14 protein-coding genes are annotated in these 17,247 nt (G+C 37.0%); 5 read left to right on the top strand and 9 right to left on the bottom strand.

All coding sequences use genetic code 11. From position 1 onward, the window contains the following. Positions 1–32: 32 nt before the first annotated feature. The 5 genes from M3175_RS16185 to M3175_RS16165 all read right to left on the bottom strand — a co-directional run bounded on the left by M3175_RS16185 (position 33) and on the right by M3175_RS16165 (position 7,423). Complete coding sequence (locus M3175_RS16185; protein WP_251521072.1) at positions 33–3,017, bottom strand: ATP-binding protein; 2,985 nt, start codon at positions 3,015–3,017, stop codon at positions 33–35. 12 nt (positions 3,018–3,029) lie between these two features. Further along, positions 3,030–4,250 (bottom strand): metallophosphoesterase family protein, encoded by a 1,221-nt coding sequence (locus tag M3175_RS16180; protein ID WP_251521069.1) that lies wholly within the window; start codon positions 4,248–4,250, stop codon positions 3,030–3,032. A gap of 109 nt (positions 4,251–4,359) precedes the next feature. Further along, a complete protein-coding gene (locus tag M3175_RS16175; RefSeq protein ID WP_251521067.1) occupies positions 4,360–5,613 on the bottom strand; it encodes an ABC transporter permease in 1,254 nt (417 codons plus the stop codon). Continuing rightward, positions 5,606–6,505, bottom strand: coding sequence for an ABC transporter ATP-binding protein (locus M3175_RS16170; protein WP_251521065.1), 900 nt, complete (start codon positions 6,503–6,505; stop codon positions 5,606–5,608). The genes M3175_RS16175 and M3175_RS16170 overlap by 8 nt, the downstream gene beginning before the upstream one ends. A 129-nt stretch (positions 6,506–6,634) precedes the next feature. Continuing rightward, on the bottom strand, positions 6,635–7,423 hold the full coding sequence (locus M3175_RS16165; RefSeq protein WP_251521063.1) for an enoyl-CoA hydratase: 789 nt from the start codon (positions 7,421–7,423) through the stop codon (positions 6,635–6,637). Between the two features lie 119 nt (positions 7,424–7,542). Here M3175_RS16165 and M3175_RS16160 point away from each other — a divergent pair, with 119 nt between their 5' ends. Beyond that, complete coding sequence (locus tag M3175_RS16160) at positions 7,543–8,034, top strand: GNAT family N-acetyltransferase (protein ID WP_251521061.1); 492 nt, start codon at positions 7,543–7,545, stop codon at positions 8,032–8,034. A gap of 32 nt (positions 8,035–8,066) precedes the next feature. Here the strand turns inward: M3175_RS16160 and M3175_RS16155 are convergent, their stop codons facing one another. The 4 genes from M3175_RS16155 to M3175_RS16140 form a co-directional block, all read right to left on the bottom strand. Beyond that, positions 8,067–9,578, bottom strand: coding sequence for a coproporphyrinogen III oxidase (locus M3175_RS16155; protein ID WP_251521059.1), 1,512 nt, complete (start codon positions 9,576–9,578; stop codon positions 8,067–8,069). Positions 9,579–9,675: 97 nt separating this feature from the next. Continuing rightward, on the bottom strand, positions 9,676–10,542 hold the full coding sequence (locus M3175_RS16150) for a Cof-type HAD-IIB family hydrolase (RefSeq protein ID WP_251521055.1): 867 nt from the start codon (positions 10,540–10,542) through the stop codon (positions 9,676–9,678). Positions 10,543–10,680: 138 nt separating this feature from the next. Continuing rightward, positions 10,681–11,034, bottom strand: coding sequence for a YlbF/YmcA family competence regulator (locus M3175_RS16145; RefSeq protein WP_119707111.1), 354 nt, complete (start codon positions 11,032–11,034; stop codon positions 10,681–10,683). Positions 11,035–11,102: 68 nt separating this feature from the next. Then, positions 11,103–12,242: a DUF445 domain-containing protein gene (locus M3175_RS16140; RefSeq protein WP_251521052.1), complete on the bottom strand. Its 1,140-nt coding sequence runs from the start codon at positions 12,240–12,242 to the stop codon at positions 11,103–11,105. Between the two features lie 105 nt (positions 12,243–12,347). On the opposite strand from M3175_RS16140, the gene M3175_RS16135 reads away from it, so the two are divergent. The 4 genes from M3175_RS16135 to M3175_RS16120 are packed head-to-tail and all read left to right on the top strand — an operon-like array spanning position 12,348 to position 17,220. Next, entirely contained in the window at positions 12,348–13,772 is a 1,425-nt protein-coding gene (locus tag M3175_RS16135) for a YheC/YheD family endospore coat-associated protein (RefSeq protein WP_251521050.1), read from the top strand. Further along, positions 13,732–14,823: a YheC/YheD family endospore coat-associated protein gene (locus M3175_RS16130; protein WP_251521048.1), complete on the top strand. Its 1,092-nt coding sequence runs from the start codon at positions 13,732–13,734 to the stop codon at positions 14,821–14,823. Before M3175_RS16135 ends, M3175_RS16130 begins: the two co-directional genes overlap by 41 nt. Further along, the gene (locus M3175_RS16125) at positions 14,801–16,171 is read left to right on the top strand and encodes a YheC/YheD family endospore coat-associated protein (RefSeq protein ID WP_251521046.1); all 1,371 of its coding nucleotides are present in this window, start codon (positions 14,801–14,803) and stop codon (positions 16,169–16,171) included. The genes M3175_RS16130 and M3175_RS16125 overlap by 23 nt, the downstream gene beginning before the upstream one ends. Beyond that, positions 16,168–17,220, top strand: a complete 1,053-nt coding sequence (locus M3175_RS16120) for a YheC/YheD family protein (protein WP_251521044.1) — start codon at positions 16,168–16,170, stop codon at positions 17,218–17,220. Before M3175_RS16125 ends, M3175_RS16120 begins: the two co-directional genes overlap by 4 nt. The last annotated feature ends 27 nt before the right edge of the window (positions 17,221–17,247 follow it).

Here is a 17,247-nt window from a genome sequence, read left to right as displayed (position 1 = left end):
GTAATTCTTCGGCTGTATAAGAAATCCCGTCCTCACTTCAACTGAGGAACGGGAATTTCTTCGAGACGGATGATATGGCTATCTTGTAAATCCTTTAGTAAATGACGGTGACAAGTGAAGAATATAACTTGATTATTTGTTATTTTCCTTAATAATTGAAGAACCCGACTCGTTCGAATATGATCAAAGTTCACAAAGCTATCATCAATCATAATAGGGAATGGTCTTTTTTTATAAATGGTCGTCACAAGGGCAAGTCTTATCGCCACATACACCTGCTCCATTGTTGCTTGACTTAATTCATTTGCTTCAAATACAGAATAATCTTTGCGATGAATATGAAACCCACTTTCATTCTCTTTTGGAACGATGCGCTGATAATTGCCATCCGTTAAAAATGATAAGTATTCCTCGGCTTTTTCTAAAACGGCCGGCAACTTTTCTTCATTAAATACCCTCATGGTTTGATTCAGTAGTTCTTTAGCTAGAGCAATACGTGCCCAGTCTTTTGCTTCATCCTCTAACTCAGCTTTCAATTGCGTATACTTATGAAGAAGTTCTGAATACATTCCTCCTTCTTCAAGTATCGAAATTTGATGTTTTGTTTCTGAAAGAGTCTTTAAAGCTTCCTCACGTCTTTTATGATTCTGCTCAATGTTCCCACTCTTTTCTTTTATGGCTTGATCAATATCAGTAATCTTGATCAATTTTTCGATTGCTTCCTTTGTTAACGATGAAAAAGCGATTTGCTTTTCAAGTTCTTCTACTTTATTTCTTTCCTCATTTTGTTTGTCCATATCAAGTCCTGCACGACGGTACTCTTCTTCATTGATTACATCAGCTAAAACAAATAGTTCTTTCATTTCTGTAACAAACTGATTCAGTTCACTTTGGACCCTCTCTAACTCCTCTGTACTTTCTTCGAGCTTCTCGTTTTTCCCACTGAATATTATAAACTTTTGCTGTTCTTCTCTTAATCGATTTCTTAGTTCCATTGCCAGTTGTGACACTGGTATCTGCTTTTGAATAAATAATCTTCCGAGCTCTTCGATACGATTTGAAATCTTTTGAATGGCGTCAGTCTTTTTATCCAATTGTAATTGGAGGGCATTTTGATCATGGATCATGCTCTTGAGACGTACTAATAGGTCAAATGTGTCTACCAAAAATGCCTTTGTAATTTCTTCTGATAAACATAGTTTTTGGGCAATAAATTTCAGTTCTGATTCTATTTCTGCAGACTCCGTTTCCCATTTCTCAAACTCTGAGATGATTCGTTCATAATGGTTATTTTGTTGCTCCCATTTCACGTTAAGAATTTTGAACTCTTCCGCTTTTTGTTTCTCCTTTTCCAACCGCCCCTTATTCTCGTGAAATCTCTCAGGATTTAATCCTTGAATTTGTGCATCAAGTTCTTTTTCCTTTTTTATCAATTCCTCTAACTGCGTTCGACTATTTTTCTTTGGTTTCTTCATTTTTGTAAAAAGTGAAGAAACCAACACAATAAGAATCAAGCTGATACTAAAAAGAATCAATAAAGATTCTGATTTCAGAACACCAAAGACACCAAGGAATATACATACGAATGTAAGTGTCAGGTATTGAAAGAAGCGATTCCTCGAATCCTTGCTTGCTTCCTCCTCATATCCCTTTAACATATTGATTGTTTGTTTCACTTGTATTAGCTCACTTCTTAAGCTAGATGGACTGGAGTGCATTACCTCTTCCTCGAGCTCACGAAATTCCTTCTCGGAAAGTAACTCACTCTTACGAGATGCTATTTTATTTTCGAGTAACTCTAAATCCATCTTTTCTTGCTCAAATAACGCATCAAGCTCTTCTTTCTTTTCATTGAGTTTCCATTGCTTTTTATGTGCTACGTTCACACGTTCCTTCATAAACATACTCGTATCAATATTCAAAAGTGCATCATCGTTTAAAGGAATATGTAATTTGTCTAAGCTCTCTCGTTTTTGTCTCTGTAGATGTTCAATCTGAATGCGCAAACTTTTTTCTTCCTCACAGAGTGTTTCGAGTAAAGGAAGTCTGTCCAATACGTCTTGAATGTCTACTTCTTTTTCTAAAAGTTCGAGATTGGGTTGAAAATTTCTTATCTCCTCATTTAGCTCTAATATTTTCCTATCTAGCCTTTCTTTCTCGGCTTCCAACGGCTTCATCCATTGAATTATTTGATCTAGTCTTTTAATGCCATCTACAGGAAACTGAATGGGAGGTTTTCCCTTTATTTTCTCATTTACATATTCAAGCTCTTTGACAACTGGTTCAAGCTTTTTCCATTCTTTTAGCTGCTGAAGCTCTTGCAGTAAGTTTTCTTCTTTTCGCGCTAGTTGAGAGATTTCCTCAACCAGTTCATCGCGTTGCCGTTCCAACTGCCAATAGCCTTCATTTTTATTTTCTGAACCCTTTAACTGACTATAAACTTCTTTTAGCTCTTTTAATTTTTCATTAATAATAGGTTTTTTTCCACTTGGTTTAAACCTTTCATCCAACTCTTTCTGTAGGGTTGCGTTTATCGAAACCAAACGGTCTGTACCGATAGCACCCGTAGAAAATAAAAACCTGCCCAAATCCTCTTTTTTCAACTGATGTATATTTTGAAGCCCCTGTAGATTAAACGAAAAGATCGATTGGTAAAGAGATTTATCCATACGGGATAACAGCTCTTTCAGGAGATCCTCTCCCCCTCTTGTACCGTCCTCTAAAGTAACGGTAACATCACCTGTGGCTTTCCCTTTCGTTCGTTCAATAACGATGCGTCCTTTATCACTTGTTTTAAGAAGGAGCTTCCCACCATACCTGATTCCTGATTTCGGCTCATACCTTTGCTCTGCCTGAACTTTTGTCGGAAAACCAAAAAACATACTATGAATAAAAGACATAATCGTTGATTTGCCCGCTTCGTTTTCTCCGTAAAAAACGCAAAAGGAATTCAGATTAGAAATCGAAACATTTTCCAATTTACCGTAACCATAAATTTGTATTTCTTTAATGATCATGGTTTTCACCTCCTATTCTTTTAACAATTGTTCCACTAAAAAACACTCCGCATATTGGATCATTTCTTTTTTTTCTTCATCGGTTAGTGGGTTCAAAAATTTCCTTGCTTGCGGATGCTTATATAGTAAGTCTAGACCTCTTTCAAGTTCCCCTGGTTCCTCTGAAAGGCGAAATAGCTCCCCATAGAAATCCGTTTGGTTTGCCAATGTCTCTCTATCCCATATGCTCTGTTCTTCAGCAGTTACAGCATATGGCCAAACAAAAGAAGTTTCTTCTCTTTCATCTTCTTGAAGAGCTTCCAATAAATCATTTAAAATATCTCTTTCACTTGGATTATTTTCCTTTAAAAGATTAGTTAAATGGAGTTTAAGTAGAATTCCTATCTTATTTTCCCTTTCCGTATCAAGCACACTTTTACAGGTTAAGTAAAGTTGTTCAAACCCATTTACTTCACTTACATTGATCTCCTTCTCTATCCACACACAATCTGAGGTAGGAAAAAAATCAATACTCTTCTTCCCTTCTTCTAATTCAATTAGATAACCCCCTTTTATCCCTGTTTCCTTTCTATTTCGCCCTTGCGTATTTCCCGGATAAATAACAGGAGGATCTTGTGAGAGGATCGAGCCCTTATGAATATGTCCAAGGGCCCAGTAATCAAAATCCTTGTCTAGTAATTCCTTTAATGAAAATGGGGCATAATTTCCGTGGTCATGGTTTCCTTCGATGTTTCCATGTAGTATCCCAATATGAAAATCCGCTTCTTCCTCTTTTCGATAATCAACTATTTTTCTTTCGAAGACATGCCGGCTAGGATAACTAAAGCCGTATAAGTGAATATGGCTCCCATTTGCCGTTTGATATAATTTTTTTTCTACTTCTGTTGAAAAGATATGTACATTCTCAGGCATATCAAGATGTGCCCAACTTCCATCAAGGTGATCATGGTTTCCATGAATAGCAAATACAGATATTCCATGAGTTTGAAGCCGCTTCATTTCATTACGAAGTCTTGTTTGAGCTTTAATACTTCTATCCTCACTATCAAATAGGTCGCCAGCTAAAATAACAAAATCGACCTTTTCCTCAATCGCCTTATTCACGATTCTTTCAAGCGCGACAAACGTACTTTCCTTTAGACGTGAGAAGATGGATGCTGGCAAAAATTTAAGGCCTACCATCGGACTATCTAAATGCAAATCTGCAGCATGAATAAATTTAACTTTCTTCATAATGGTTCCTCATTTAGTTTTCTATTTTTCTATATTTTATCATCTTAAAAATACGAATGCACGTTCTTATACTAAATGAAAAAAAACAAGCTTCAAAATCGAAGCTTGCTTATTTATTTTTTGTCAACTGAAGGGCTTTTTTAATATCTTTAAAAGAAGTTGAGCGTCCATACATGAGCACGCCACCTCTATATACTCTTGCGCCGAAAATTGCTAGAAGAATAATAGTGACGATGAGAATCGCAATTGCTAGTATTGGCTCCCAAATTGGTAACGATAACATACCAACTCTCATAAACATTAGCATGGGAGCAAAGAACGGGATATACGAGGAGATCGTAATAAAAGGCGTTTCTGGTTGACCTAATCCAAACATAGCAATCATAAATCCAGCAACAATCAACATCGTCATTGGTGTAATCATCTGCTGAATATCTTCTATTCTACTAACAAGTGACCCAAGAAAGGCAGCAAGAGTTGAATAAAGGAAGTATCCTAAAATAAAAAATACAACGGCATATACAATGGTAGCTAACGGGATATCCCCAAAACCAAAAAAGCTAAAAAACCCACCTTGCATCGTATCAAGATTTTGCTTAATGGAAGCATACCCTACACCAAGTAAAACAGCCATTTGTGTAATACTTAATAACCCAATACCAAGAATCTTTGCAAACATCTGCTTAATCGGGGATACGCTTGAAATAAGGATCTCCATTACACGAGAAGATTTTTCCGTTGCAACTTCCATTGCAATCATGTTTGCATAAAGAATCACAGAGAAATAGATGACAAATAAAAGTACATAAACAAGGCCTCTAGCTTGGTTTAGTTCTTCCTCTGTTTTTGCATTTTTTTCTAATGCTAGTTGCTCGAATTCAACAGGCTCATACAGTTTTGCTAGCTCCTCTGGGGAGAGTTCCATCTGTGTAGCGGCTAACTGTGTTTTCAATTGCTGAAGGCTATTTTTCACTTCGTTTGCAATGGTTGTATCAGCAATGGTCATTGCGTGATAGGTTGCTTCAGGTAAGTTCACACTGTTTAAACGTACAAGAAGAAGTCCATCATATTCACCTTCTCTTATCGCTGTCTTTGCCGCTTCCTCATCCCCGGTAAATTGGGTTAGTTTAATATCTTCATTGACTGCTTCAACTTGCTCCTTTAATGGTGAGAAAAGTGCTCCACTCTCATCAACAACTACAATTTCCTCTCCGGATTCTCCTTTATTAAAATAATTCATCACGTTTGAGAGATTCGTAAGTCCTAAAATAATCAAGAGTGTAACAGCTGTTGTGATAATAAATGATTTCGATTTCAATTTGCTCATATAGGTATGAGCCAGGATGATCCAAAATTTATTCATACGAGGCACCTACCTTCTCGATAAAAATATCATTTAAACTCGGCTCCTCAAGGGCAAACTTTCGTATAAACCCATAGGGAACAATTTCCTTAAGTAGTTTCTCTGCTATTTCTTCCCCCGTTATTTGAAGATGAATTCCTTCTGCGGTCTTTTTGTGCTTTATTACTCCAGGAAATTCTTTTAAAAAGTCGAGTGAGAAATCAGCATGAATCACAACATTTTTCTTACCAAAGCTCTTCTTAATATCCCTAAGAGAGCCATGTACAACAGGTGCTCCTTTATGCATGATACATAAATGCTCACACATCTCTTCAACATGCTCCATTCGGTGACTTGAAAAGACAATTGTTGTCCCGTTTTTCTTTAAGTCCAGTACGGCCTCTTTTAGCAATTCGACATTTACCGGATCAAGTCCGCTAAAAGGTTCATCAAGAATAAGCAATTCTGGCTTGTGCAGAACGGCAGCGATAAACTGAATTTTTTGCTGATTTCCCTTAGAAAGCTCTTCAACCTTTTTGTTTGCATATTCGGGAACTTTAAATCGTTCGAGCCAGTTTTCTAATTCCTTCTGTGCCTCTCCCTTTTCCATTCCTCTTAGCCTTGCCAAGTACACAATTTGTTCCTTTACCTTAAGTTTAGGATACAGTCCTCGTTCTTCCGGTAAGTAGCCAATATATCTGCTCGTTGAATAATTAATGGGTTTTCCGCCCCATGTGATTAATCCCTCACTACTATCCATTAAGCCTAAGATCATTCGAAAAGTCGTTGTCTTCCCTGCTCCATTTGCCCCCAGAAAACCAAACATCTCTCTTTCTGGTATGGTTAAAGAAAGATTGTTCACTGCCGTAAACGTTCCAAAACGCTTTGTTATATTTTCGATTTTTAACACCATGTCCTTCCCTCCTCTTTCATAAGGTATTACGTACGGAAATGGAAAAAGTTACACTTTTTCGTACATCTATTTTGCAAAAACCTCCTATGTAAAAAAAACTCAGCCAGTAACTAATGGCTGAGTTTCTTTTTACTTCCCTTTGAACTGAGGTTTTCGTTTTTCGACAAAGGCACGGATTCCTTCTTTGTGGTCTTCCGTTTGTCTCATTTTGTGCTGTGCATATTTCTCTAGCTCAAGTATTTTTAAGAGCTGAGGTCGGTTTTTCTCAACTAATATTTTCTTTGTTTTAATCATAGCTTGAAGTGGTTTCTTTAAATATTCCTCAAGCTTATGATTCAGTGCTTCCAAATAATTAGGAGCAACTTCATGAATGAGGCCTTTTTGGAATGCCTCATCCGCAGTCATTACTTTTCCTTCCCAAATCAGCTGTTTCGCTTGATCCTCACCCAACTTTTTCTCTAGGAAGAAGTGAGCTCCACCATCAGGTACTAGACCAATTCCAATAAAATTCATGGCAAGCTTGCTTCTTTCATCCGCTAGAATATAGTCTGTCGCTAAAGCGATACTTAGACCTAAACCAGCAGCAGAGCCTGATATAGCACTAATAGTTAGCTTTGGTAACGAATAAAGAGTCATGATCAATTCGTTAATGCTGTCCATCACACTAAAGAAATCGCTTTCATCCGTTTCCTGTAGCATCATTTTTATATCGCCACCTGATGAAAAGGCACGTTCGTTTCCAGTTAAAATCACAATATCAATATCATCTGCGATACTTATTTCCTTTAGTTTAGTCGTCAATCCCTTGATTAGCTCCACATTTAGTGAATTCAAGCTTTCTGGTCGATTCAATTGTATCGTTGCCACTCGCCCATTTACATTTACTAACACTACATCGGCCTCAGTATTCGTTTTCATCCTTCTCCCCTCCCATGACTTCTCTTCTATTATTATATCGATATTCCATTGGATAAAAAACTAATTATTTAAAATTATCCCAAAAATCGGTATAGTTAATAAGGAAAGGAGTGCCCATCTTGAAATCAACCTACTCATATAATCAATTTTTTATTACAACTAACAAAGATCTTTTAAATCTTGATGTTATTGAACAATTTATCTGTCACGAATCTTATTGGGGAAAGGGAATGACTCGCGATTTAGTAATAAAATCTATAGAGAATTCTCATCTATGTTTTGGACTGTTTGATGGTAATCCACAAGAAAATTCTTCAGCCAAGCAAATTGGCTTTGCTCGTGTAATAACTGATTTTGTTAGATTTGCTTATTTAGCAGATGTGTTTGTGATAAAAGAGTACAGGGGTAAAGGATTAAGCAAATGGTTAATCCAGACGATTGTTAGTGAGCCAAGACTAAAGGGGGCTGCCTTCCATTTAACCACCAAGGATGCTCACAGCCTGTATGAAAAATTCGGATTTCAACCAATTGACCATCCGGAAAACCGAATGCTGCGACCATTAAATATGGAACAAATACACGAAACATACAAAAAAGCCACGGATAACTAATATCCGTGGCTACTATAATTACCAGTATCTCCTTACTTAATAGAAGAGCTTGGGGTTGAGAATAAGCTGGTGAGTATTTCTAGTTTATCATTTGTATATTTCTCGTATGAGTCATTGTATGTTTTTGGGTCTTTTGGATTTGAAAATTGCGTAATCTTTCCTGTTGAAGGGTCAATAAACTTACTTGCAGCACCACAACCTAATCCAATAATTGTCTGCTGTTCTTCCATAATCATGATATTATAAATGCTCTCTTGATTAGGAAGGGCGTACCCTACATTCTCCAGATTTCCTAGAATATTCTTTTGGCGATACAAATAATAAGGGGCATAATTATGTTCTTTCGTCCAGGTTTCCGCAAGCCCCATCATTTCTTCAATCTCACTACGCTCTGCAACTTTGTATTTTTCTTTATTTTTCGTCATCTCAGAAGCGCGTTTAAAGGAAAGGGTATGCACGGTTAACGATTCTGGCATGAGCTTCTCCGTCTCTTGAAGAGTATAAGAAAATTCTTCAACACCCTCTCCAGGCAGACCAATAATTAAGTCCATATTAATGTTATTCATTTCCATTTTTCGCGCAAGCTTAAATTTCTCAATTGTTTCCTCTACCGTGTGATGACGGCCTATCGCTTTTAAGGTTTCTTGAATATATGATTGCGGATTAATACTAATTCGATCGATATTCCACTTTTTTAATACTTCTAGCTTTTCAGGCGTGATGGTATCAGGGCGACCCGCTTCCACCGTTACTTCACGAATATTTGCTACATCAGGAAAAGACTCGTACATTTCTTCATAGAGCATGTCCATTTCTTCAGCAGTAATACTTGTAGGAGTACCGCCACCATAGTAAACAGTGGTGATTTTCACGTTATTTTCTTTTAACCACTGTCCGATCTTTTTCATTTCAAAATGCAGACCACCTAAAAATGAATTGACCGATCCTTGTCTTCCATTAATAGCATAGGCAGGAAACGTACAATACGCACATTTCGTTGGGCAAAACGGAATACCAATATATATGCTCACTTCGTTTTGCAGTTGATACAAGTCCGGAATAACGGATAATTGACGTTCAATAATGTTCTGCATTAATTGAATCTTTTCATCAGAAATCATATATTCCGTTTGAAGCTTTTGGTGCGCTTTCTCTTTCGGCATCCCTTCATGCAACATTTTGTGGAGAAGTTTCGTTGGTCTTATGCCTGTTAAAATCCCCCACTTTTGTGTCATTCCTGTATAAGTTTGTAGAACAGATAAATATACATAAGAAATCGCATGTTTAATCATTCTCTCTTTTTCTTTTTGAGAAAGATCATTTGGGAGGGCTTTTTCATAATTTGCATGTAGTGGTTCAGAACCTGGTATTTCCGCTTGGACATGAAGCCAATCCGTTACTTGCAAATCAAAATTTACTGTTAACTCCGCTTGGTCCGAATGGTTTTCCATGAATACTTTCGTTTCTTCAAAAAATAAGTTGGCTATATTGGTAAGTGGGCGTTGGAATTTTTCTTCCATCAAACCATGTATATTAATCTGCAAAAGAATCACCTTTTAGTTAAATTTATATCATTGCTTTAAAAGTGTACAAAAATGAAAGGTATGGGTCAACTTTCAATCGTTGATCCATACCTTCCAATTACTTGATAATATTCATTTTCTTTAAGAATTCAATTGGCTGTTGCTTACGGAAGTGTTCCTTTACAACATATCCAACACCATTTTCATTATTTGAGCGAGTGACCCAATCTGCTGCCTTTTTTACCTCAACGGGTGCATTCCCCATGGCAACACCTAACCCTACCTTTTCAATCATATCTATATCATCTATTGCATCGGCAATAACCACCATTTCTGAACGCTTCACACCGAGTCTTTCTCCTAAGTATAAAAGACCCGTTAACTTTGATACACCCTTTGGTACAATTTCTAATCGAAGCTCATCAAGCTGCAATGTATCTACTTCATCATACATCGTATAGATAGCTTTCTTTGCGTCCTGAAGGTCTTCCTTCCTTTCAAAATATATCTCTATTTTTGGTGGACTACATGGTTCGTCTGAAATGGCATCGCTTAGTGAATCCACATATTGTTGTGAATAAAAGACTGGGTCTCCTGAAGTAAACACTGTTTTTGCTAGTAAATTATTGCTCACTCTTGAGCGATTGGCCAATGAATACCGATCATCTACTAATCTTATTTGACAGTGAAAGGCTTCTAATAATCGAACCAGCTCGAAGGTGACATCCTCCGAAATTCTTCTTACTAACACCGGTTGATCCATCGAACTTGCAATATAAGCCCCCCGGTGTGTGACTAAATAGGAATCGAGTTTTAATGCCTTTGCGACTTTCTTTGCTGATGGAAAGCTTCTAGATGTCACTAAGGTAACATAAATTCCCTTTCCCTGCACATATTCAACGGCTTCCTTGGTTGACCTTTGGATTCGCCCGTTTGATTGAAGAAGTGTTCCGTCTATATTTATAGCAAGCAGACGATAAATCATAGTTAGTGCCCCCCACCTTCATCATTTCCCTTTATATCACATGTATGAAAACAGAGAGGCAATTAGAACAATTAGAAGGAAGAGTTTGTTGTTTAAAAAGAAAAACACTTTATCAAAATAGATAAAGTGTTTTAAATACTATTGTCCCATAGCTCCATAGAGCTCTTCTAGTGGCTTCATAATAATTTGATTTAATTCACCAATAATCATGCTCATTCTTTGTTCAGCTTCCATTAGCTGCGCAATTTTTTCATGTTGTTGAACAAGTGCTACTGTTTTTTGTGCCTGCTCAACTTCTTCTTGTGTAATTTCTTGGCCCATCATTTGCTTTTGCTGTAATTCAAGCTGTAAGTTACGAAAATTCTCAAACATTTGTTTTGCTGATGGATCAGCATTTACTTCATCATAGATTCTTTTTAAACTCGCATATTCATTACTTGAGCGAATCGCCTTTTCTAATTCATAAGCTGCATCATGTAAATTAACCGCCATATTTATACACTCCTTTTCAAGAAATCCTTCCAACTATACCAAACAATTCAATAAAAAGCGAATAATCCCTATCCAATGAATAGAACAACAATACCTTGGAAAAGGCCAATAACTCCTCCTAATAATGCTCCTAAGTACGTGATCATCTTTAATTCACTTCTAGAAATGGACAATACCATTTCCTCAAGTCGTTCTACTGAAAACGTTTCGACTTGCTCCTTCACAATTTCTGCTAAATGTAATCGCTCAAGAATGGTCTCCATACGGCCAGTAGTCCAGTCAAAAACTAAGCGCAAGCCAGCAGGAACAAAATCGTTAATGATGTTCTCACGATTACTTTCAAGCAGTTCTGAAATAGGTTTTTGTACAAGTTGATCGATCTTTAATAACTTTTTTACTGTTTGATTGATCAGTTGTAATAATTGCTCTTTTCCTAATTGCTCCTCAAATTCTTCCGTTTTCTTATTTAATAGTTTTTCCCATTCCTTTGAAAGAAGTGTCGTTATCAGGTCCTTTGTACCTTCATTTTCAAGAAACTTTAATATCTCTGGACGAATCTTTTCTGTGAGGTTTACATTTCCAAGGAACATCTGTAGCATATTCCCTAACATCCCACTTCGTTCACGGACAAAATCATTAATCATTCTTTCCACTCTAAGCTGACCTTCTGCACTATTAAAGTAATCCTTACCTTTTACTAGAATATATTCGCTAATATCAGGGATCTTTTCACTTAATTTTTCTTGAAGCTCCTTCGGAAGCACATCCTTAATCGGTTTCTCCCTAAAACGAGGCATCACTTCTTCGTATTTGTTATGAATAAATAAAGACAATTTTTCAGTTGTACTTGTTTCTAAATGCTTAAAGCCTAGCCTCTCAGAGACTTGTGCCAATGTAAGCTCGCTTCTTAAAAGTGGATCGAGCTCCGTTTGAGCAACTTTTATCATATCTTTCTGAAATTGCTCATTTAAGAATTTCTTCTGAATACTCTCAGGAGTTAGTAGGTGATCAACCACCATTTTTCCCATTTGTTCAGCTAATTCATCTCTTCTCTTTGGAATTAATCCAGGTGTAAACGGCACTCTCCATTTTCCTATATAAAGTGCTCGATATGGGCGAAACAGCATTTTAATGGCAAGTGAGTTAGTAAATCCTCCAATCACTGCTCCAATGACAACCATAAAGACTATGGTTATTGCTATATTCATACAACATCTACCTTCCATAAAAATTTTCACAAATGTTTTTGTTTTTTCATACGATACCGTATCAGCTTTTGCCCATATACATGGTCAATAGAAAGAGGTATCGTGATGGCTACTTCTTACTTACCTATTACGGTTATTCCTACCGAAACGTTTCAAACAAAAGAAAATTGTATTCAGATAAGCAGAGCACTAGCAAGTTATTTTCACATTTTAGCACGTCCTACCATATTTCTAAAGATTGGTAGGGAGTGTATAGAAGTTTATGTAAAAATAAATGATTTACCAAAAAACGAAGTACACCTGCCTTCATCCCTACTCCCACAATTTAAAATACCTAATGTGGCAACAAAGTATTTAGCCAAATTTATCGAAGAGTCGAACACCTTAATAGTCGGTCCTATTGTAGCCCTCATGACAGACAGCACGGAAACGAATCATGAACCGAATTTTCGGTCCGTTCATACATTTTGCGAGGAACTTCATTACCATACACAGCAAACAGGTGGACTTTTTTACGTATTTAAAAGTGATGATTTTTCGATAGATGAAATAAGTGGCTATTACTATAATGACGGCTGGAAGAAACATACATTCCCTCCACCTGATGTCGTTTATAACCGCATTCACTCAAGAAAAAAGGAGCGAAGTGACTATTTTAATAATATAAAAAACGAAATGACAAGAGTGAATATTCCGTTCTTTAATGATCGCTTCTTATCAAAATGGGATGTTCATGAACTGTTAATTCAAGAGGACCATTTGCTACCACATCTCCCAGAAACTTTACTATTTACGGAGACCAATTTTCTTGAGTTATTAAATAACCATTCGAGCCTATTTATTAAACCCATCCATGGGAGTCAAGGTCGAAAAATCTTACACTTATACAAAGAAAGTCATTCATTTATCGTAAAGGTATCAACCGGAACACAGAGTGATGATTTCATGTCCTTTTCTAAGGTTGAGCACTTTTTCAAATGGTTTTCACGCTTCCGAAAAAATTCAACTTATATTATTCAGCAAGGTATCCCCTTGCTTTTATATAAAAATCGCCACATTGATTTTAGAGTATTATGTCACAAAAATCTTTATAATGCATGGAAAGTCACCTCTGTAGTAGCTAGGATATCAGGCGAAAAACAATTTGTAGCCAATATTGCTAGAGGTGGGGAAACGTATAAACCCATTAAAGCATTAACTGAACTCTTTGAGAGAGATGTGGCGATTCAGCAACTCGAGCTTATGAAAGAGTTAGCCAAGGAAATTTCAGCTGTAATTAGTGAAAACACAGATGGTTTAACCGGTGAATTGGGTTTAGATATAGGCGTTGACCAGGATGGAAAGCTTTGGCTCATTGAGGTAAACTCAAAGCCCTCAAAAAACTTCGAAGAGCAAGAAGTTAAAATTCGTCCTTCTACAAGAGCAATTATGGAATTATGTACAGCACTCGCTTTCGAGTACAAAAGCAAGGAATTGGAGGAGAACACTCATGCTGACCTTTGGATTCATGACATTAAACCTGAGGAATGAAAATTCTTATTTCAGTGGAATAGCACAGGCTGCCAGCAACTATGGAATCCGTTGCTTTAGGTTTGTCCCATCGAATATTGTACCAACGTCAGAAATTATCGTTGGTGAGGAATATAATCTGAACGAATCCCGCTGGATCGAAGCAGAATTCCCACTTCCTGATATTTTGTACGACAGATGCTTTTATGGTGATGATACGCATTCCCAAAGTTGTCTATCCATTGTACGTTGGTTAAAAACACGAAATGATGTAACTTTTATAGGTTATGGTCTTCCAAACAAAATGGAACTTTATAATGTCTTGAATCATTCAAAGCTCCATCCCTATCTACTTCACTCAGCACTAGTTGCGCACGCAGATCAAGTGATACACTCGCTTTCACATATCAACCCAGCCATTATTAAACCCATTAATGGTTCTCAAGGGAAGGGCATTTACTTTATAAAAAAAGAAAAAGAGCAATATATTGTTGAAACCGATAAAAAAGGGAAACATGTGAGCCGTGTTTTTGAATCAAAAGAACTTTTTTCTGTTTGGCTTCAATCTCTTTTAAAGAAGAAGACATTTCTCATTCAACCCTATAAACATTTAACCAATAAGGAGGGGCATCCTTTTGACCTTCGAATTTTGCTGCAAAAGAATCAACATGGTAAGTGGATTGTTCGTGGCAAAGGTATTCGTGAAGGTTCTGTTGGGTCTATCGTTTCAAATATTAGTGCCGGCGGGAAAATTCATACCTTTGAGGAATGGTCAAAAGAAAATTCTCCATCTTCTTTTCTTCTAAAAGAAGTTCAATATATCTTGTCCCTCCTTCCAACTATTTTGGAAGGTACCTTCCGTCCTTTATTTGAAATCGGTGTTGACATTGGTATCGCAAAGGATGGATCACTATGGATACTTGACGTAAATTCAAAGCCGGGAAGAAAAGTAGTTATTTCCACCACACCAGAAGTAAAAGCTGTGCTAGAGTTAGCTCCCATCCTTTATGCAAAACACCTGATGGAGCAAAAAAGGAGTTTGATGAATCATGAAAAAACAATATCGAATTGACATTAGCGACCATCTTGAAAGAGGTACCGTATACTTTCCATCCGAGCTTTCTAATCATCATGCTCCAACTCGTATCTCTTTCGGAACATTTGCGATCCAAGCAACATGCTATCCACACCCAGATGGGAAAAATGTTCTTGTTCTTAGCCCAGACATTGCAGAAGCTATTAAATTCCCATCTTTAGACATTCCCTTCCATCTATTTATCGCAGAAAAGACCATTCATATTGGTCCTCTTATTGGAATTTTCACCTCGGGTTTTACTCCATTTGCCATGCGGCCGATTGGAGAAAGATCCATGTTTTTTTCCAAGTTGTTATCTGTTAAAAAGTTTGTTGGAGCCCTCCCCTTTGTTTTTGGCGAACAGCATATCAATTGGGAGGAAGGAACGATTGAGGGACTTATCTATCACAAGAATGGGTGGGAATCCATGATTTTGCCGTTCCCAAATGTCATCTATGATCGACTCCCAAACCGCCGGAGCGAAAAAAAGGCGGCAATGCGAAAAGTAAAAGATCGATTGCAAAGCGAGTATTTAATTCCTTGGTATAATCCAGGCTTTTTTAATAAATTAGATGTATTTGAGAGACTTGAATCGATTGATGCTGTTTCTTCTCTACTACCAGAAACACATCCTTTTACTTCTTTTTCAATGATTGAAAGAATGCTTTCTTTATATGGTCATGTGTATGTAAAACCGATGAACGGAAGCTTGGGCCTTGGAATTTTTCAAGTCCTTTATGATCGAGAACAAAATCATTATTATTGTCGGTTCCGAGATACTGATGGAATCAATCGTCTTAGAAAATTTGAAACATTAGAAGCTTTAATGAAGCATACGTTTCCGAATAACAAGCTAAATCATCTTCTTGTTCAACAAGGGATACACTTACTGCGCCATGAGCGCTGTCCAGTTGATTTCCGAGTTCACACCAATAAAGATGAAAATGGCCGTTGGAAGGTTACCGCCGTTGCAGCAAAGGTAGCTGGACCTGGAAGTGTGACTACGCACGTCAAAAGTGGTGGTTGTATAAAAACCATTGAAGAAGTCATTGAGGATAAAGAGGAGCAAAAGAAGCTACTGCAAAAATTATCTGAAGCTAGTCTTCTACTAAGCCATGTATTAGAAAATCATATGGAAGGCATTGTGGGGGAAATTGGGTTTGATTTAGGAGTCGACCGTGAAGGAAAAGTTTGGCTTTTTGAGGCGAATTCAAAACCAGGTCGTTCGATCTTTAAGCACCCCGATATGAAGGAGTTTGACCTTTTAACTCGTAAACTTTCACTAGCATTTGGTGTCTTTTTATCAGAGCAAGCGATTAAGCAGCCAGGAGAGGTCTTTAAATGACTTCTCTTAATCTTAGGAATATAAATCCTTTTATCGGTATTCTAACCAGTAAAAAAGGTGACAGAAATCTAGTTGGCAATATTCCGTTGTTCCGATCCATTCAACAGGAGATATTAGAGATAGGCGGAACATCGGTTGTCTTCTCTTCTGACGATATCTTAAGTAACGGTATAAAAGCTGCAAAATATGATCCTAGTAATCATACATGGGAGACTGTATTGGCTCCCTTTCCTCACCTAGTATACAACCGCGTTCCGTTTCGAAAACATGAAGATACCACCGCCTTTAAAGAAGCTGTAACTCTCTTTAAAGAGCAATCCATCCCCTTTTATAACCCATGTTTTTTAAACAAATACGATTGTTACTTACAGTTCAAGGATCATTTGGATCTTAAACCGTATTTCTTACCGACAATAAAAATCGAAGACAAAACAGAATTAGAAGAATTTCTTTTAACTCATCGCTCTCTTTATATAAAACAAGCAAATTCTTCAATGGGAAAAGGCATCCATATAATTAATTTGAAAAGAGATGGTAAAGTTTTACTCGTTGACCAAAGCCATCAGGCTATTTACCATGATTTTCATGATTACTGGGGAAAATGGTCTAATATATTTCTCAAAATATTCTATATTGCACAGCAAGCTGTAAGCCCTCAACTTTATCAAGGAAAACGGTATGATTTTAGAATATTAGCTGTTTTCCAAGGTGAAAAGCATGTCCCTGTTGGTGTAGGTATTAGACAATCTGGCAATCAACAAGTAACTACACATATTCCTAATGGAGGAAAGCTACTTCCTTATTCACAATTTCAAACAAAGGAACAAGACCTCTTAATCAAAAAAATCGTAGAGCTTTGCGGGAAAGATTTAAATAGGAAATACGGGTTCTTTGCTGAGTTCTCCATTGATCTGGGGTTAACTTCAGAAGGAAGATATGTTATTTATGAAATTAATTCAAAGCCAATGAGCTTCGATGAAAAAACGATCGAGGAAAAACGCGTGAAAATGCTTTGCGAGCTTTTCCGTTCTACAATAGAAAAAAAGTAAAAGACACACTATTCATCACATGGTGTG

Source organism: Robertmurraya korlensis (genome assembly GCF_023715225.1).
In the GTDB taxonomy this organism is placed as follows: Bacteria; Bacillota; Bacilli; order Bacillales; family Cytobacillaceae; genus Robertmurraya_A.
Note: the sequence above shows the minus strand (reverse complement) of the source record. Positions and strands in the feature narration are given on the sequence as shown.